The sequence below is a fragment of the Arthrobacter sp. HY1533 genome, from assembly GCF_027568515.1.
In the GTDB taxonomy this organism is placed as follows: Bacteria; Actinomycetota; Actinomycetes; order Actinomycetales; family Micrococcaceae; genus Specibacter.
Genome location: NZ_JANKZF010000001.1, coordinates 1 through 17,218, shown reverse-complemented (window position 1 = coordinate 17,218; position 17,218 = coordinate 1). Strand labels below are relative to the sequence as shown.

Annotated in this window: 21 protein-coding genes; 12 read left to right on the top strand and 9 right to left on the bottom strand. The window is 67.1% G+C overall.

Annotated elements, in window-relative coordinates; genetic code table 11:
- Positions 1-34: 34 nt before the first annotated feature.
- Complete coding sequence (locus tag PCK14_RS19325; protein WP_442864650.1) at positions 35-349, bottom strand: DUF6153 family protein; 315 nt, start codon at positions 347-349, stop codon at positions 35-37.
- Positions 350-630: 281 nt separating this feature from the next.
- Positions 631-951, bottom strand: coding sequence for a hypothetical protein (locus tag PCK14_RS00105; RefSeq protein WP_269936418.1), 321 nt, complete (start codon positions 949-951; stop codon positions 631-633).
- A 142-nt stretch (positions 952-1,093) separates the two neighbouring features.
- On the opposite strand from PCK14_RS00105, the gene PCK14_RS00100 reads away from it, so the two are divergent.
- A complete protein-coding gene (locus tag PCK14_RS00100) occupies positions 1,094-1,558 on the top strand; it encodes a GatB/YqeY domain-containing protein (protein WP_269936417.1) in 465 nt (154 codons plus the stop codon).
- A gap of 39 nt (positions 1,559-1,597) precedes the next feature.
- A complete protein-coding gene (locus PCK14_RS00095; RefSeq protein ID WP_269936416.1) occupies positions 1,598-1,861 on the top strand; it encodes a hypothetical protein in 264 nt (87 codons plus the stop codon).
- On the opposite strand, the gene PCK14_RS00090 is transcribed toward PCK14_RS00095, so the two are convergent.
- Entirely contained in the window at positions 1,858-2,838 is a 981-nt protein-coding gene (locus tag PCK14_RS00090; protein ID WP_269936415.1) for a hypothetical protein, read from the bottom strand. The genes PCK14_RS00095 and PCK14_RS00090 overlap by 4 nt on opposite strands.
- A gap of 274 nt (positions 2,839-3,112) precedes the next feature.
- Between PCK14_RS00090 and PCK14_RS00085 the strand changes: the two genes are divergently transcribed.
- A complete protein-coding gene (locus PCK14_RS00085) occupies positions 3,113-4,642 on the top strand; it encodes a flotillin family protein (protein WP_269936414.1) in 1,530 nt (509 codons plus the stop codon).
- A 17-nt stretch (positions 4,643-4,659) separates the two neighbouring features.
- On the opposite strand, the gene PCK14_RS00080 is transcribed toward PCK14_RS00085, so the two are convergent.
- Positions 4,660-5,592 carry a threonine/serine dehydratase gene (locus PCK14_RS00080; RefSeq protein ID WP_269936413.1) on the bottom strand — a complete coding sequence of 311 codons (933 nt, stop codon included), beginning with the start codon at positions 5,590-5,592 and terminating at the stop codon, positions 4,660-4,662.
- Between the two features lie 182 nt (positions 5,593-5,774).
- Between PCK14_RS00080 and PCK14_RS00075 the strand changes: the two genes are divergently transcribed.
- The 4 genes from PCK14_RS00075 (at position 5,775) to PCK14_RS00060 (ending at position 9,552) form a co-directional block, all read left to right on the top strand.
- The gene (locus PCK14_RS00075) at positions 5,775-6,098 is read left to right on the top strand and encodes a putative quinol monooxygenase (RefSeq protein ID WP_269936412.1); all 324 of its coding nucleotides are present in this window, start codon (positions 5,775-5,777) and stop codon (positions 6,096-6,098) included.
- A 5-nt stretch (positions 6,099-6,103) separates the two neighbouring features.
- Positions 6,104-8,722 (top strand): ATP-dependent helicase HrpB, encoded by a 2,619-nt coding sequence (gene hrpB, locus PCK14_RS00070; protein WP_269936411.1) that lies wholly within the window; start codon positions 6,104-6,106, stop codon positions 8,720-8,722.
- A gap of 5 nt (positions 8,723-8,727) precedes the next feature.
- Positions 8,728-8,952, top strand: a complete 225-nt coding sequence (locus PCK14_RS00065) for a hypothetical protein (protein ID WP_269936410.1) — start codon at positions 8,728-8,730, stop codon at positions 8,950-8,952.
- Positions 8,953-9,078: 126 nt separating this feature from the next.
- Complete coding sequence (locus PCK14_RS00060) at positions 9,079-9,552, top strand: VOC family protein (RefSeq protein WP_442864640.1); 474 nt, start codon at positions 9,079-9,081, stop codon at positions 9,550-9,552.
- Between the two features lie 36 nt (positions 9,553-9,588).
- Here PCK14_RS00060 and PCK14_RS00055 read toward each other — a convergent pair whose 3' ends face one another.
- Entirely contained in the window at positions 9,589-10,125 is a 537-nt protein-coding gene (locus tag PCK14_RS00055) for a YbaK/EbsC family protein (protein WP_269936409.1), read from the bottom strand.
- Positions 10,126-10,175: 50 nt separating this feature from the next.
- Positions 10,176-10,757 carry a hypothetical protein gene (locus PCK14_RS00050; protein ID WP_269936408.1) on the bottom strand — a complete coding sequence of 194 codons (582 nt, stop codon included), beginning with the start codon at positions 10,755-10,757 and terminating at the stop codon, positions 10,176-10,178.
- Positions 10,758-10,832: 75 nt separating this feature from the next.
- Here PCK14_RS00050 and PCK14_RS00045 point away from each other — a divergent pair, with 75 nt between their 5' ends.
- Both PCK14_RS00045 and PCK14_RS00040 read left to right on the top strand, forming a co-directional pair.
- Positions 10,833-11,291, top strand: a complete 459-nt coding sequence (locus PCK14_RS00045) for an SRPBCC family protein (protein WP_269936407.1) — start codon at positions 10,833-10,835, stop codon at positions 11,289-11,291.
- Positions 11,288-11,911 (top strand): maleylpyruvate isomerase N-terminal domain-containing protein, encoded by a 624-nt coding sequence (locus PCK14_RS00040; RefSeq protein WP_269936406.1) that lies wholly within the window; start codon positions 11,288-11,290, stop codon positions 11,909-11,911. The genes PCK14_RS00045 and PCK14_RS00040 overlap by 4 nt, the downstream gene beginning before the upstream one ends.
- 48 nt (positions 11,912-11,959) lie before the next feature.
- Here PCK14_RS00040 and PCK14_RS00035 read toward each other — a convergent pair whose 3' ends face one another.
- Genes PCK14_RS00035 through PCK14_RS00025 form a run of 3 tightly spaced genes read right to left on the bottom strand, consistent with a single transcriptional unit; the run spans position 11,960 to position 14,482 of the window.
- On the bottom strand, positions 11,960-12,433 hold the full coding sequence (locus PCK14_RS00035) for a DUF1990 family protein (protein WP_269936405.1): 474 nt from the start codon (positions 12,431-12,433) through the stop codon (positions 11,960-11,962).
- Positions 12,430-13,554 (bottom strand): hypothetical protein, encoded by a 1,125-nt coding sequence (locus tag PCK14_RS00030; RefSeq protein WP_269936404.1) that lies wholly within the window; start codon positions 13,552-13,554, stop codon positions 12,430-12,432. Before PCK14_RS00030 ends, PCK14_RS00035 begins: the two co-directional genes overlap by 4 nt.
- Before the next feature lie 46 nt (positions 13,555-13,600).
- Complete coding sequence (locus tag PCK14_RS00025; RefSeq protein ID WP_269936403.1) at positions 13,601-14,482, bottom strand: class I SAM-dependent methyltransferase; 882 nt, start codon at positions 14,480-14,482, stop codon at positions 13,601-13,603.
- Between the two features lie 47 nt (positions 14,483-14,529).
- Between PCK14_RS00025 and PCK14_RS00020 the strand changes: the two genes are divergently transcribed.
- The 3 genes from PCK14_RS00020 (at position 14,530) to PCK14_RS00010 (ending at position 17,090) form a co-directional block, all read left to right on the top strand.
- Positions 14,530-15,099 carry a helix-turn-helix transcriptional regulator gene (locus PCK14_RS00020; RefSeq protein ID WP_269936402.1) on the top strand — a complete coding sequence of 190 codons (570 nt, stop codon included), beginning with the start codon at positions 14,530-14,532 and terminating at the stop codon, positions 15,097-15,099.
- A 119-nt stretch (positions 15,100-15,218) separates the two neighbouring features.
- Entirely contained in the window at positions 15,219-16,421 is a 1,203-nt protein-coding gene (locus PCK14_RS00015; RefSeq protein ID WP_269936401.1) for a metallophosphoesterase family protein, read from the top strand.
- A 114-nt stretch (positions 16,422-16,535) separates the two neighbouring features.
- Positions 16,536-17,090 (top strand): isochorismatase family protein, encoded by a 555-nt coding sequence (locus tag PCK14_RS00010; protein ID WP_269936400.1) that lies wholly within the window; start codon positions 16,536-16,538, stop codon positions 17,088-17,090.
- The last annotated feature ends 128 nt before the right edge of the window (positions 17,091-17,218 follow it).

Below are 17,218 nucleotides of genomic sequence, written 5' to 3'. Positions count from 1 at the left end.
GGCGCAAAAGCGCGGGGCTGGAGGGGCCGGTGTCTTATCTGCGGTTCACGGAAAGTTGCTCAAGGGTGGGCGCCGCGGGAATCCTGCCACGGTCTCGGGGAACCGGGGAGGCAGCCGCGTGAGCCGGCGCCGCCCCGCCTTGCCCGTCAATGGACCCAAGCTGCAGGCCGGGGGCAGGGGGCGCAGGGTCGCAGCCCACATGCATGGAGGCGTGGCCGCCCTGCCCGAATGCCAAGCAATCAGGGTCGAGGTCGGGGGAGGAACCGTCATGTTGGGAATGGGAACTCCCTGCGCTCGCAGGCGGCATGCCACCTGCGGCCAGCGCGTGCATGCCCAGGATCCCTGCCATGATGCCCAACAGCACAAACATCAACGAGGCCCGGCGCAATGCCAGTCCCGGGTTCGAATGCCTCACTGTCCGCTCCAATGCATGTCATCTTCCATGGGCGGAAGGGATGAAGGATGCGTTGGGGGACGAGCTGCGGTGGCGGTCGGTTCATTCTGGCCGCGACAGGCAGCTGCACTGGCAACAGGGAAAGAATACCCTCCAGGGGTATCAGCGGCAAGCGCCGAGTCCGCAGCAGATGTCGTTTAGCGCCGCCAAAGCGTCAATTGCTGCGGTCTCGGCGCTTAGATGCTGCTGGCCTTGTCGTCGTGCTCCGGAAATGCGCGCTCGATGACCACGGCGGTCGGCTCGCGGCCAGTCAGCAACTGCTGGTACTGCTCCGCGGCGTCGCCGAGCGGCCCAAATCCCTGCCGCAGCCTCCTGCCCTTGGGCGCCCGGACCAGCCGGACCGCGACGCCGGCCGCAATGGCCACCGCGAGCCCCAGCGCCAGGAATGCTGCCAATGCCCCGGGTTCGGTTGCCAGCAGGAACACCGCCCCGCCGGCCGCCCCAGTCCCCGCCACTATCCACACACTCCGCACCAACCACGATTGCTTCTTCGCCATGGCCAAGCACCCCCTTTTCGCCAGCCTAGCCGAATCGGGGGAGTGCGCAAGGGCAGCCCGCACCGGAGGCGTGCCACGGGGTGGGATAATTGCCACTGGCGGCCGGAAGGCTGGCACCACCACAAGACTTTTAGGGGAGCACATGTCCACGCTCAAGGAAACACTCAAGAACGACGTCGTCGTGCACATGAAGGCCGGCAACAAGACCGCGCTGACCACGGTCCGCAACGTCCTCGGCGAGATTGAGACACGCGAAAAGGGCGGCAAGACCCCCGTTGAGTTCGACGACGCCCAAGTCACCGCGCTGCTCCAGAAGGAAGCAGCCAAGCGCCGCGACACCGCCGCCATCTACACCGAGGCCGGCGAAAACGACCGCGCAGCCGCGGAAATTGCCGAGGCAGAGGTCATCGAGGCGTACCTGCCCCAGCCGCTGGACGCAGATGAGGCCGCGGCCATTGTGGACCGCATCATCACGGCCCTCGAGGCCGAGCAGGGTGAGCTGTCCATGCGCCAGATGGGCATCGCCATGAAGCCCATAACGGCGGAAATCGCCGGCCGCTTTGACGGCAAGGCCGTTTCCGAAATGGTCCGCAAGCGCCTCCAGTAGCACCGGCCACCATCCACAACACACTTTAAGGGCGGAACAATGATCCAACTAAAGCAAGACGCCGACGGCTACGTCCGCATGAAGCAGCACTACCCGGCCAGGACGGTCATCGAGATCACGTTCAACGACGGTACGGTGGGCGAGTACACCGGCCTGCGCATGAACGGGCTATACGACGCCGCGCTTGCCGCCTACCGGCTGGGCAACAACCTCGATGCCAAGGGCTTCGACCGCCACGCCAAGAACATCCACCGCAGGAACGCCGTGGAGTACGTGCCGGTCGAGTCCGGCATGGCCCCCTAGCCTTCCCGGGGGCGGCGCCGCATTTCCCAACGCCCGATCCGAAGCAGCACGCCCGTGTCGCCATCCCCGGCGGCGCGGGCGTTCGCATTTGCAGGCACGACGGCGGCATCGGCAAGGATGGCGCGGCACTCGGCCTCGGTCTGGTTGGCAATGAACTCCTTGCGTGATCTCAACAGCAACTTGCCCACCTCGCAGCGGTACTGGCCTGCCGTGGCGGCCACCGCCAAAATGAAGGCAACGCCCCATAAGGCGGCCAGTTCCGGATCTGCCGTTCCATTCTGCGGCGCAAGCCATTCCTGGATCGCACACCAGAGTGACACCGCGGCGGTGAGTGCCAGCAGCAGCAGCCACTTCCCGGCCGCAACCCGGTAGTTGAGCAGGATCCGCCGGTGGAAGTGGCGCCTGCGGGCACGCTGCTGCGGATCGGCACGCAGGTGGCGGAGCTGTTCACGCGGGCCAGGACGCGCCGTCGATTCCTGCCCGGTAAACAGGGCGGCAAACTCGCCGGAAGTGTGTTGGCGCTCCCGTGCGGCGTCGCGCCTGCGGCACAAGGCTTCGAGTTCGGCCGTGTAGTGGGCAATCTGGCGCGGGCTGTCCAGGGCGCCGTACTTTCTGGCATCGTGCAGGTCTGCAAGTAACTCGGGAAGCTCTATGCGTTCATTCCGCAGGTAAAGTGCCGCGATGACCAGGATGGCGGCCACATAGATGATCAGGATCAGCACAGTGAACCCGATCCCGGGCAGCGACAGCAGGCTGACGGGGTCATGGACCTCCTCAATGTGCGCGGCGGCCATGCTGGCCGTGATCCCCAGGACGTAGTTGACCAGCAGGGTCAGGACGCCCAGGATCAGGGCCGTGTAAATAAACAGCCTGCCGCGCTGGCGCAATTCCTGGTTGGCGCCGGGTGCCACCACAAGCTTTCTGCGCTGGATGCCGTTCTCCAGGCTCAGCACCGAGATGGTTATGAGTGCCGGCACCAGGAAGATGATGATGAAGACAGGCTAGTCGCCCTCCAGCACGATTGTTGCCTCGGTTGTATCAGCCATAACCTGTCCTTGCCTCACTGAGCGCCCATCCGGGTGCCGCCGCGCTGATCCAGGGAACTCAGGCTACCGCCCGGCTGCCGGCCACGGGCCAAAACGCCGCGAGGTTACTCCATCATGTGGATATTCCACGGGGCTTCCGTAGGATCGTTGTCAGGAGGCAGGCCGGACAGCCAACGGACTGCCGACACAAATGAAAGGTCTCTCCTTGTCACTCTTGCAACTCATACCCCTCTTCGTCGGGTTGGGGGTCCTGGTGGTGCTGGTCATCATCGTGGCCGTCATCTCCCGCATGGCCCTGCACATAGCCAGCCCCGACCAGGCCCTGGTCATCTCCTCCAAGGACAACAAGTCCCAGCCGGACCCCAACAGCCAGCGCGTGGTGTTCGGCCGGATCTTCATCAACCCATTCACGCAGCGCGCGTACCCGCTGTCCCTCGCCTCGCGCCAGGTGGCCCTGAAGATCGAGGCCATCTCGCAGAACGGCATCAAGCTGCACCTCACGGGCGTGGCCCAGGTGAAGGTGGGCGGCGACGCCGATTCCGTGCGCAAGGCTGCCCAGCGCTTCCTGAACCAGCAGGACGCCATTGACCACTACACGCAGGAAACCCTGTCCGGTTCACTGCGCTCCATCGTGGGAACGCTGACGGTGGAGTCCATCATCAAGGACCGCGCCACCTTCGCCAAGAGCGTCAAGGAGGAGGCCGAGCACTCCATGCACAACCAGGGCCTGGAGATTGACACCTTCCAGATCCAGTCAGTGGACGATGATTCCGGCTACCTCATCAACCTGGGCCGCCCGGAGGCTGCCCTGGCCGAGAAGAACGCCAAGATTGCCGAGGCCCAGTTCCTCCAGGAGGCCGAGCAGGCCAAGGCCCTCGCCGACGAGCAGGTGGCGCTGGCCCAGCAGCAGCTGATCATCAAGCGCGCCGAACTCAAGGAAGAAGCCGACGCCCGCCAGGCCCGCGCAGATGCCGCCGGTCCGCTGGCCGCTGCGGAACAAAACGAGCAGGTCATCATCCGCGACCAGCAGGTGGCCCTGCGCCGCGCCGAGTTGCGTGAACGCGAGCTTGACACCGAGGTCCGCAAGCCCGCGGACGCCGAGAAGTACCGCCTCATCCAGCAGGCAGACGCCAAGCTCGAGGAACGACGCCGGGCCTCCGAGGCCGCGGAAATCGAGGCCACAGTGGAACTCGCCAAGCGCAAGCTCACTGCCGAGGGCGACAGGGTTGCCGCCGAGGCAGACGCGGCGGCAGCCACGGCCAGGGGCAACGCCGAGGCCGCCGTGGTCCAGGCCCGCGGCCAGGCCGACGCCAATGTCATCAAGTCCATGGGCCAGGCACAGGCCGAATCCACCGAGGCCAAGGGTGTCGCGGAGGCAGCCGGCATCGCAGCCCAGGCCGAGGCTTACGAGAAGTTCAATGAGGCCGCCATTCTCAGCAAGGTCCTGGAGGTCCTGCCGGCCATGGCCCGCGAGGTGGCAGCCCCCATGGCGGCCATCAAGGACATGACAGTCATCTCCAACGACGGCGCCAGCCAGCTGAGCAGGAACGTCTCCAACGGTGTCCAGCAGACCACGCAGCTCATCAAGGACTCCACGGGACTGGACATCATTGGCCTGTTGCAGGGCATGATGTCAGGTGCCGGGACCGGACAGTCCGCCACGGGGGCCACGGGCACCAACGGCTCAAACCACCAGCTCCGCCCGGAACTGGATTCCGAGGAAGCGAAGAGCTAGCGAGCCGCCGCCGCGGCCTACAGCCCCGCAGGGTCGGTGTTTGCCCCGCACAGGATGACCGCCACGCGCTCATCCGTGCGGGGCACATAGGCACCACACTGCAGGGCGGCGTAGGCCGCGGCGGCGCCGTTTTCCAGCACGATCCGGTAGTTCTCCCACAGGAACGTGCGGGCCGCAGCGATTGCTTCATCGCTGACCAGGACACTCTGCACGCCCGTCCGCACGGCCACGTCAAAGCCAATGGAGCCAATGCGCCGGGCACCGAGGGAATCCGCCGCGATCCCGGAGATGGCTACATCCACGGGTTCCCCCGCAGCCAGGGCAGCGTGCAGGCTGGGCGCATTCTCCGGCTCCACGGCAATCACCGTGGCATGCCCCTCAAGCGCTGCGGCCACGCCGGCCATGAGCCCGCCGCCGCCAACAGCCACCAGGACCGTGTCCACGCCGTCGAGCTGTTCCAAGAGCTCCAGCCCAATGGTTCCTGCCCCGGCCGCAATGTCCGGCTGGTCGTAGGCGTGGCAGTAGACGGCGCCCTTTTCCTCGGCGTAGGCCACGGCCAGCCCATAGGCATCGGCATATTCGGCGCCCTCCTGCACGACGGCGGCACCGGCCTTGCGCAGCTTGTCCACCTTGACCTGCGGTGAACTGAGTGGGACAAACACGGTGGCAGGGACCCCTGCGGCAGTGGCGGCGTGCGCATTGGCCAGTCCGGCGTTGCCGCCCGAGGCCACCACAATGCCCACGGCCGGATCCAATTCACCGCGTTCCTGGCAGCCGAGGATGCGGTTGAAGGCGCCCCTGGCCTTGAACGTCCCGGTGAGCTGCATGAACTCACACTTGAGCCAGACTTCGCCGGGGGAGTTCGCTGCATCCAGTTTCAACACGGGGGTTCGGCGAACCCGCCCTTCAATCCGGGCGGCGGCCTGGTCAACATCGGCACGGGTGATCATGGCTGGGAATCCTCACGGGACGGCAAAAGTGGCATGGCCGCGAGGGATGCCCCGGGCCATCCCCAGCGTAGGGCGGCAGCCTGGCCGCCGTCGAGCGCCCCGGCCCGAATGCCGCATGGTGGAATCCGTTGGTGGTCCCGGCAGACGCAGCGGGCACCGGGCCCTCCGATAGAGTTGTGGGCATGTACTTCATCGTTGTTAAATTCCCAGTCAAGCCCGAATACACGGAAACATTCATGGAACGGGTGGCCCAGTTCACCGAAGGCACCCGCGCCGAGCCGGGCAACCTGTGGTTCGACTGGTCGCGCAGCGTCGAGGATCCCAACGAATTCGTCCTTGTAGAGGCCTTCCTGGACGACGACGCGGCCGGTGCCCACGTCTCCAGCGACCACTTCAAGGCCGGCCTGGACGCCATCCGCCCGGTGCTGGCAGCCACGCCCAAGATTGTCTCCCGCAAGGTGGACGGCAGCGGTTGGGACAGCATGGGCGAACTGCAGATCGGCTGACCCGCTTGTCCCATCACCCCGCGGGCGTCCTCCCCGGCGGCCCGTTCAACCTTGCCGTGCTCGGGCAGGGGCTGGTCTTTGCCCAGTTCCTGCCTGAACTGGCCGGTATTCTTGGCCGCGCCGCACCCGACGGTGCCGCCGCCGTGGTCCAGGCCCCGCCCGGCACAGGCAAGACCACGCTGGTCCCGCCCCTGGTTGCCAACGCGCTCGGGGCAACTGCCGCCAACCGGATCCTTGTCACCCAGCCGCGCCGCGTGGCCGTCCGCTCTGCCGCCCGCCGGCTCGCGTCCCTTGCGGGCTCGCCGCTGGGCACCACTGTGGGGTACACGGTGCGCGGCGAAAGCCACAGCGGCCAGGAAACTGTCGTCGAATTCCTGACCCCCGGCATCCTGCTGCGCCGCCTCCTGCGCGACCCGGGGCTGGAAGGGGTGGCCGCCGTCGTGCTTGACGAGGTCCACGAACGCGGCCTCGACACCGACCTCCTCCTGGGCCTGCTGGGCGAGGTCCGCCAGCTCCGCAGCGACCTCACACTCATCGCCATGTCCGCCACCCTGGACGCCGCCCGCTTCGCGTCGCTTCTGGGCTCGGACGACGGCGCGTCCCCGGCGCCCGTGGTCGACTGCCCCTCCGCGCTGCACCCCCTTGAGGTGAAGTGGGTGCCGGCCCCTGTGGCCCGCACCGACCAGCGCGGCATCACCCGGGCGTTCCTTGACCACGTTGCCGACACCGCTGCCGCGGCGCAGGCCGTTGCTGTGGCCGCAGACCCCGGCGTTGACGCGCTCGTCTTTGCCCCGGGCGCCTGGGAAGTGGGGCACATTGCCACCCGGCTGCGCGCGTCCACAAACAATGTGGAGGTGTTGGAGCTGCACGGCCAGGTGCCGGCCCGCGAACAGGACCGCGCCGTCTCGGCCCGCGAACCCGGCGGCGCGCCCCGCATCATTGTTTCCACGTCGCTGGCCGAGTCCTCGCTGACGGTTCCGGGCGTGCGGCTCGTCATCGACTCCGGCCTGTCCCGCGAGCCCCGGCGTGACGCCGCCCGCGGCATGACAGGCCTGGTGACGGTGTCCACGTCCCGGGCGTCGGCCGAGCAGCGCGCCGGCCGTGCCGCCCGCCTGGGGCCAGGCACCGTGGTGCGCTGTTACGACCAGAAGACTTTTGCCGCGGCACCGGCACACCCCATGCCCGAGATTGCCGTGGCGGATCTCAGCTCGGCTGCCCTGACCCTGGCCTGCTGGGGCTCCCCGGAAGGGGCCGGGCTCGTGCTGCCGGACCCGCCGCCGGCCCAGGCGATGGCCGCAGCAGTCGAGGTGCTGTCCGGCCTGGGCGCGATTGACGCCGCCGGGCACGCCACAGCCCTGGGGCGCACGCTCGCCTCCGTCCCCGCAGATCCCCGCCTGGCCCGTGCACTCCTGGACGGTGCGCCTTCCGTGGGAGCCAAGGCGGCCGCTGAGATCGTTGCCCTCGTTTCCGGCGACTCCAGGGCAACCGGCGCCGACCTCCCTGGCCTGCTCAAGGCCATGCGTGCCGGCCGCGACCCGGCAGCGCGCCGCTGGTCGCAGGAAGTGCGGCGGCTGGAAAACCTTGCCCGGCAATCCTCAACTTCCGGTCCGGCCGGGGGCGCGGTGGAGCCGGAGGACGTGGTGGGGTTCGTCGTCGGGCTTGCCTTCCCCGACCGGGTTGCCCGGCTCGTGCCCGGCGCCGCGGGCCAACAGTACCTGCTGTCCTCGGGAACCCGCGCCGGCCTTCCCGCCGGCAGCCTGCTGGCCGGGCACGAATGGTTGGCCGTGGCCGAGGTGGCACGAGCCGACGGCCGCGATGCCGCCGGAACCGGTGCGGTGATCCGGGCCGCGGCACCCCTGGGCCAATCCGCCGCGGAAACTGTTGCCGCGCACCTTGTACAGGACTCCGTCGCCGCACAGTTTGCCAACGGCAAGGTTTCCGCGCGCCGGGAACGTCGGCTCGGTGCCATTGTCCTGGCCTCGACGCCCGTGAAGGCAACACCGGCGCAAGGCAGGGACGCCGTGGCCGCCGCGCTGGCCAAGGACGGGATGGGCATGCTGCCCTGGTCCGGAGCGGCGGATTCCCTGCGCCGGCGGATGGCGCTGCTGCACCGCGAGCTGGGGGAGCCGTGGCCGGACGTGGGCGATGCGGCGCTGCTGCAGCGGCTGCCCGAATGGCTGGGCCCGGAGTTGGAGTCTGTGGCTGCCGGCCGGGCCCTCTCCGCCCTGTCGCTGACCGATCCGCTGCGGCGGCTGCTGCCGTGGCCAGAGGCGTCGCGGCTGGCCGAGCTGGCCCCGGAGACACTGGCCGTCCCGAGCGGCTCGCAGATCCGCATCGACTACCCTGACGTGCACGACGGCGGCCCTCCCGTTGCCGCCGTCAAGCTCCAGGAGTGCTTTGGGCTGGCCGATTCGCCCCTCCTGGTCCAGGGCCGGGTGCGCGTGCTGTTCCACCTGCTGTCACCTGCCCGCCGGCCGCTGGCCGTCACCGACGACCTCGCCTCCTTCTGGAGCGGACCCTACTCCCAGGTGCGTGCCGAAATGCGCGGCCGCTACCCCAAGCACCCGTGGCCCGAGGATCCGTGGACGGCACCGGCCACCGCCAAGGTCAAGAAGAGGATGTAGGCACCATGCGCGAATTTCTGTTCCGCACCGCCATCGCCGTCCTGGGCTGGGGCGGCGCCCTGCTGTTCCTTGCCGGGACGGTTTCCCTCACGGGCGGCCGCACGCTCCTCGGGGCGCTGCCGCCCGCCGTTGCCATTGTTGGCGGCGGCGCCCTGGCCATGGGTGGCTTTGTGGTGCACCTTGTGCGCTCGGACTCCGTCCGGGCCCGGCGCCGCAAACGCCCCCGCTGACGGGGAGGATTGTCCGAGGCAGCCAAGCTACCGGCCGGTAACCATTGTTAGGTGGCGCGCGGCCCATCTAGCATTCTTCACAGGCCAAGGTGCTTGGCCTGTCCCAGCAAGAGGATGTGGTGCATCGTGTCAGGAATTGGAACATGCCTGTGGTTTGACGGCCAGGCAGAGGAAGCAGCCAACTTTTATGTGGGGCTGTTCCCCAACTCCAGCATTGGCGAGGTTGCCCGCTGGGGTGATGACGGGCCAGGCGTTCCCGGCTCCGTCCTGACCATCGCCTTCGAGCTGGACGGGCGCAGCTTCAGGGGCCTGAACGGCGGGCCCGAGTTCAAGTTCACCGAGGCCATCTCCTTCGAGCTCTTCTTCGACACCCAGGAAGAACTGGATGAAAAGTGGGACGCGCTCACGGCCGACGGCGGCGAGGAAAGCCAGTGCGGCTGGCTGAAGGACAGGTTCGGCGTCTCCTGGCAGCTTGTGCCCAACATGCTGACCCAGGTACTCAACGGGCCCGATGCCGAGGGCTCCCAGCGTGCCATGGCGGCCATGCTGGGCATGCGCCGGCTCGTGATTGCGGACCTGCAGGCCGCCCACGACGGCTAGTCGTTCTTCAGGAAGCGCACGGGGCCTGGCCACACATCACGCCGGTTCCGGCCCGCGCAGCGCGGCGAGTCCCTCAACCACAACGACGCCGGGCAGCTTGCGCAGTTCAGTTGGCGCCAGCCGAAGCTTGCTGGTGCGGTTGCCGCCGCCCATGATGACGTGATCCTGGCCCAGCACTGCGGTGTCCACGTAGACGGGCAGCTCCCCGGATTCACCGGAGCGCACGCCGAAGGGGGTGACGCCGCCAATCTGCATGCCCGTGAGTTGCATTGTCAGTTCGGCGTCGGCGAAGGAGGCCTTTTTGGCACCGAGCAGTTCGCGCACCTTCTTGTTGACGTCAAGGCGGGAGGTGCCCAGCACAACGCAGATTGCCTGGACAGCGGGCTCGGTCTTCCTGGACGTCACCACGATGGTGTTGGCAGCCTGGTTCAGCGGGACGCCGTAGTGGTCGCAAAAGGCAGCCGTGTCGGAGAGCTCGTCGGGGCAGGGGAGCACCTCATGGTCAATGCCGTGGGTTTCCAGGGCATTGCGGACTTCCGGCATCAGCAATAGTTCGGTGTCGTGGTTGGTCATGGGGCCATCCTGCCAGTTGTTCCATGCAAGACTGGGCCAACTGCCAACATCTAGCTGTACCAGGGCTGGCGTTCCAGCGGGTTGGCGGCCACCACGTCCAGTCGCTCCTCCGCCAGGAGGTCCGCCACTGCATGTCCACTGGCGCCGATGCCGGCCCAATGCGGATCCACATCCTTGGCCAGGCACCATGCATGGTCGGCAGGCCAGATAAATGCGGGCGCCGGCATCCAGCGCTGCCCCGCGGCCTGGTCCTCGGGAGCAATTTCCCACGCCCCTGCGGCTGATGCCCGGCCCCGGTAGAGAAAGTAGGAGCGGTTGGGGACATCGAAGCCGGCTGCCGGCATGGCGAAGCCGAATCCGTCCCAGAACGCCATGAACAGTTCGTCCGGGGTCGTGGTGTGACGGCACAGTATGCTGAGCGCGATTTCCAGCTGTTCGGTCTCGGATAGTTGCCCGGAGCCTGGTGCCGCCTCGTTTTCACCCTGGCCCGGATAGGCGGGATCGGGGATGAAGCGCAGCCTGCCATGGGATTCGAACCCGGCCGGGCCAAAGCCCACCAGCTTGTCCCATGGCACGCTTGAAGTGGCGATCCAGTCTGCGGCCGCGGCGTCCATGCATGGTTTGAATCCCATGACTAGACCCTAGCGGCAAGGTTGGCTGTGCTGGCGGAATTCCGGCAGCCGTTCTTGTACTGGCATACTCTGACCATGGCCGTCTCCTTTGAATGCACCACCCGGACCAGCACCCCGCAAGCCAGGCTGTTTGACCTTGCCCGCAGCATCGACGCCCACCGGGAATCCATGGCGAACTCCCGCGAGCAGGCCATAGCGGGCGTGACCTCGGGTCTCATTTCCCTGGGGGAACAGGTCACCTGGCGTGCGTGGCACTTCGGTTTGCCCTTGCGCATGACAAGCCGGATCTCCCGCATGGCGCCTCCCGACAGCTTCACGGATGAACAAGTCAGCGGCCCGTTCAAGTTCTTCCGGCACGTCCATGAATTCAGCGAGTCCGGCGGAGTCACCACCATGGTGGACCGCATCGAGTTTGCGGCACCGATGGGCCCGCTGGGGCTGCTTGCCGAGAAGATGTTTTTGGCCCGGTACATGAAGCGGCTCATTGAATCGCGGAACCGCCACCTTGTGGGCTCCGATGTGGAGATTCCATGAACCTGGAAAATGATCCGGACTTGGCCTCCCAACTGTGCCGCGAGGCGCAGGAACGCCTGTTGCTGCGCGTGGCAGGGCTGGACGACGGCGCCATGCGCGCCCCGAGCCGTCTGCCGGGATGGTCTGTGGGCCACGTGCTGACCCACCTTGCCCGCAACGCGGATGCCCATTCGCGGCGATTGGCCGGGGCGTTGCGCGGCGAGGACGTGCCAAAGTACCGTGACGGCCAGGAGCAGCGCAGCCAGGAGATTGAGGAAGGCGCCGGGCGCGCTGCCGCGGAGATCATCGCCGACCTGCACGCCAGCCAGGTGACTCTCGAGGAGCTCCTGGACCAATGCGGGGAAGCCAGCTGGCCCAACGGGCATTTTCTCGGCGGCGGCGATTACGGTGCTGCCGGATGCCCGGCCCACAGGCTTCGCGAAGTGGAGATGCACCATGTGGACCTGGGCCTGGGCTATTCCCACCTCGACTGGCCGGAGGAATACGTGGCCTGGGACTTGCCGGTCCTGCTTGCCAGCGCCGCCGGGCGGCTGGACTCCCCACGTGCCCGCAGGGAGTTCATGGCCTGGCTGGCCGGACGCGGTCCGTTGGATCCGGCGACGTCATTGGCTCCCTGGTGAGACTCGTTAGAATATAAATTCGAACTTGTCCATGGCTACCCCGCGGCGTCAGCGGAGCGAGCGCAGGTAGCGCCTGCGCACGATCCGCTGGGCCACCAACAGCAGGGGAAAGAGAGCACGCCACGGTTGCTGTGGGGCTGCACGGGTGAGGGAGCGCAGTGTCAGCCACACGTTCTCACCATCCCTGTGCACGATGAATGCCTCCTCGCCGCTGACGGGATGGCCCGGTAGCGTGCGGTAGGCAAAGCCCACCCGATTGATTTCCTGAACCACCGAGACCACTTCCACAGGTTCCACCACTGTGACGCCAAGCGCCTTGACCGTTACAGTGGTTCGCTGGCCGGACTCCACAGGGCCAGTGGATTCCACCCAGAAGCCGCTGCGGGTCTTGACCTTCCAGAGCAGGACATCCGCGGAGGCACGATTCCAGGCCTCGTCCCCGCGCCCCACCAGGGCAGTTGCCGTAAAGGACCGGAATCCGGTGTCGCGAGGGGCCCAGCCGTGGCTGGCAGGCTCGGTCATGAGCCGACCCCCGGCGAGGCATGCTGCCAAAACTGGCTGTTCCCCTCCTGCGCCCACTGCTGCCGCGTGCCTGCAACCGGAGGCATGCCCCGCAGCCAATACGTGGTGTCGGGCTCCCATCCGGCCAATACTGTGGCAAAGCCGCCATCCAGCGGGATGGCAAGGCCCGCCGTTGACAGGTACCCGCCCATGGTGAGGTGGACGCCGTCGTACGCTTCCTGCAGGCGCGCCCAGTCAGGTATGAGCCACGGTCCATTGCGGCCCGTGGTGCTGTACCAGTCGTGGCGCCTGGATGCTGTCACGTCCAGGGAATGCTCCCGGCACAGCCGCGCCCACGCCTCGGGGGAGTCGATCTCATGGATGCGCAGCGTGGGAGGCAGGGCCAGCTGTTCCACCACAGCCTCCCGCTCGCCAAAGCCGTCCTCAACCAGCCACAGCCCCACGGGCCCCAAACCCGGCATGGCACGTGTGCTGCCTGAAAGACCGTCCGGGCGGGACCACCAGATTCCGCCCCAATTCGCGGCTGGGTCGGCAGGGCGGTCGCGGGCGGCATTGAATTCATCAAGGATCGCGTCAAGCCGGCCCTGCACGAAGGCCTGTGCGGCAGGCCGTCCCTTCGGCAACGGACGGCCCGTTCCATCCAGGAACTGAACGCTCCACTGTGCGTCCGCCGCAATGGGGGCAGTCCACCACTGTGTGTGGGGCGAATCCACCACCGCCCGGGCAACGCACTGGAGGGCCCGGCGCATCTCGGGCGTGGCCGCGAGGTCGTCATCGCCGTCCGGCTCCTGCCAATAGCGCGCTGCACCTACGGTATCGACCAATGAGTGCAAGACTGCGTCCGCCGAGGGGCTGGACAGGGGCACTGCATCCAGCAGGGCAGCCACCTCGGCAGCCGTGGGCCGGGGCGGCTCAACTTTCGCCGTGGGGCTGAAATATACCGTTGACTCACCACGGCCCAGCCCGTTGGCTGCGTAAAACCGGGCATGGCCAAATGCTCTCGCCGCATCGACCATGGGCGAATCCGCTGCCAACCGGCTGGCGACTTCCAGGCACAGTCGCCTGCCGCGCGGTCCGCCGAGAAGGGCCTCTGGCGTCAAGGCCTGGAGTAGGGGAGACATGGGGCCAGCCTAGCGCGCAGGCTCCCGCTTCCCTGTGAACGGGAAGCTACGGCTTGCGGGCGGCCCAGGCCGTCCGGTGTCCGCGCACCACCAAGTCCGCGCGGCGTTCCAGGGAGTCCGGGCCGTCACCCAGGAGAACCTCGAGAGAGGCCAGGTCGGCGGGGGCTGCCGTGCCTGCGAGCGCCGAAGCCATGCGGCGCAGGAAGGTGCGGGCATAGCGGGCGGCGAGTTCCGGCGTCGCGCTTCCCTCGGTGGGGAAGTGGCGGCGTTCGACGGCGAACCCGGCACGTTCCAGCCCTGCCGTCCATTCGGGGTATTGGTTCCAGCCACTGCCGGCAAGGGCCTTGTGCAGGCGCGCCTCCAGGCCGGGTTCAATGGCACCGCCCCCAGGCAGCGACTCGGGCAGGAAGCTGGGCAGGCTGTCCATTTCAACGACCATGAGCAAGCCACCCGGATTCAACGCGGCGAACATCTCCGCCATGGTGCGCTCGGGATCTGCCAGCTCATGCAGGGACGATGACGCCCACATGAGATCTGCCGATGCGCTCGCAGGCCATGCCTCATTCAGGTCCGCCTCGAGTGTGGCCACCCGCGCAGCAACGCCAGCGGCCTCTGCGGAAGCCAGCGTCTGGGCCAGCATGCCGGGGGACCTGTCCAGTGCAGTGACCTTTGCAGCAGGGAATCGGCGGGCCAGTGCCAGCGTGCCTGCGCCCGAGCCGGCACCAACATCAATGATGCTGGCCGGTGCCGGGGCCAACTCAGCGGTCCATGCGGTGGCTTCCTCCAGGTACGAACCCAGGATGAGTGCGTCCAGGTCCAGCATTTCCGCCAGTTCCGCGTCGCTCGTGTGTGAGTGGCTGTGGCCGCCGTGCCCGTGGCCGCCGTGCTTGCCGTGTGAGTGTCCGTGGTCATGTCCGTGTGCAGTCATGCTTACACGGTATCGACTTGTAGCGTCACGCGCATAGACTATTGCGCATGACGCAAGAATCCGATGTTGACGCCGTAATTCGCCAGCGCATCCGCACCCTGCGCGTGGCACGCGGCTGGTCCCTCGACAGCCTGGCCACACGGTGCAACCTCAGCCCCTCGACGCTCAGCCGCATTGAGACTGGCCACCGCCGGATAGCGCTGGACCAGCTGGTGCCCATTGCACGTGCCTTCGGCACCACGCTGGACGCGCTGGTCGAAACGGCGGGCGACGAAGACGTCGTCATCCGTCCCCAGCCCGGACATTCGCCGGGCCTGACGACCTGGATCCTCTCCAGTGAAGACGGCCTGTACGGCAAGACGGTTGCCAAGCTGCGCATCACCCCTGACCGCCCGCAGCAGCCCGGCACCCACCCCGGCCGCGACTGGTTCACTGTGCTGTCCGGCATTGCCCGGCTGGAACTGGGGGAGCGGACCATCCTGGTCCACCCGGGCGAGGTGGCCGAGTTCTCCACCATGGTCCCGCACGCCATCTGCGCCCACGAGGGCCCCGTGGAGATCCTCAGCATCCTGAACCACGACGGCGGCCGGGCCCACCTCCACGGCGGCGACGGGTAGCCGCCCGTTAGCCAACAGTTTTCCTGTCTGTTCCCATGCATTGCCCCGCTGGCCAGATGCGCTCCCTAACCTCATGGAGGATCGCGGCCCGCAAGGGGCCGCTGCAAGGAAAGGCAGCAATGAACGAGAACATCATCACGGGCAAGCTCAGCCGCAGGGCAGCACTGGCAGCAGCCGGGACACTGGGTGCGCTGGGCCTGACCGTGGCTGCGGGCACGGCCGGCAATGCCGCACCGGGAGCAAAGGCGCCCAAGCCCACACTGGCTTTCCGGGCCGACGGCACATTCAAGGTGGTCCAGTTCAACGACACCCAGGACGACGAGCAGACGGACCGCCGCACCATTGAGCTCATGGAACGCACCCTGGATTCGGAGAAGCCCGACTTTGTGGTCATCAACGGCGACGTCATCAACGGCGGCTGCGTGAATGAGCTGGAGGTCAAGCAGGCACTGAACCACGTGGTGGCCCCCATGGAAAGCCGCAGCATCCCGTGGGCCGTGACGTTCGGCAACCACGACGAGGACTCCGTGGCGGCGACCGGCATGACCGAGGCCAAGATGCTGGACTTCCTGCAGGCCTACACTTTCAACGTCAATGCCGACAACATCCCCGGACTGACCGGAACCTCCAACACCCAGCTGCTGGTCCAGTCCTCGAAGTCCAACGGCAAGGACCCGGCGTTCGGCCTTTGGCTCATTGACACCGGCCGCTACGCCCCTTCGGCCATCGACGGCCAGGGCTTCTCCGGCTACCCGGGCTGGGACTGGGTCCGCATGGACCAGGTCAGCTGGTACCGCGAACAGTCTTTGGCCACAGAGAAGAAGTACGGCAAGAAGGTGCCTTCGCTCATGTGGGGCCACATTGCCCTCCACGAACACCGCAACATGTGGTTCGCCAGCATTGACTCGCGCACCAGCGCCGACCACGCCCGAGCCGTCACCCGCCACGGCATCGTGGGCGAACGCAACGAAGACGAATGCCCCGGCCCCATCAACTCCGGCCTGTTCAACGCCTTCCTGGAGCGCGGCGACGTGAAGGGCTACTTCGTGGGCCACGACCACGTCAACACCTATGTGGGCAACTACTACGGCGTCCAGCTGGGCTACGCGCCCGGCAGCGGCTTCGGTGCCTACGGCCTGCCCGGTGCCGACCGCAACCGCCTGCGCGGGGCCCGGGTCTTCGAAATGGATGAAAACCACCCCGGCATCTACAAGAACACGCGCCTGGTCTTCGCCAAGGACTTCGGAATCGACATGACGGCCAACCGCCAGACCACGGTGCCGCCGCTGCCGATCAACCAGAACAAGCCCGGCAAGAAGTAGGCCGCCACAACACCCGCCCGGAACTTCGGTTCCCGGCGGGTGTTTTGCGCCCACCGGCAGTGGCGTAGTGTGATTTGCGGTAGATCCACAGCGCACCCGCAGGAGATGAACCGCATGACAACACTTCACGGCCGAACAAAATCCGCCCTCGTTGTGGTGGATGTCCAAAACGATGTCATGGCGGAGGCTCCGCAACCAGGCCCTGTCATTGCCAACATCGCCTCGCTGGTGGAGCAGGCGCGTGCCGCCGGCACGCAGGTGGTCTGGGTCCAGCACTCCGACGCCGGCCTGGAAAAAGGAAGCAAGGGCTGGGAATACGTCCCGGAACTTCTCCGGCTGGACACCGAACCGCTCATCCACAAGACGTACGGCGACTCCTTCGAGGATACTGAGCTGGAGGACGTGCTGGCAGGCGCCGGCGTGGGCCGGCTCATCGTGGCAGGCGCGGAATCCGATGCCTGCATCCGCTCCACGATCCATGGCGCCTTCACCCGCGGCTACGACGTCACGCTGGTGGGGGATGCCCACACGGCCGGCGACAAGACCGACTGGGGCGCGCCTCCCGTGGAGCAGGTCATTGCCCACACCAACCTGTATTGGCAGTTCCAGCGGGCACCCGGCCGCATTGCAGCCGTCACCGCCACCGCGGACGTCGACTTCGGATCCTAACTGTACCTGGCCATCACGTTGGTGACACTCGGTTGATGGGTGTTGTTCCGGTGCTGGTGTGGATGCGTTCATTGTTGTAGTGGTTGAGCCATGGGTCAAGGGCTTGGGTGCGTTGGATGTTGCTGGTG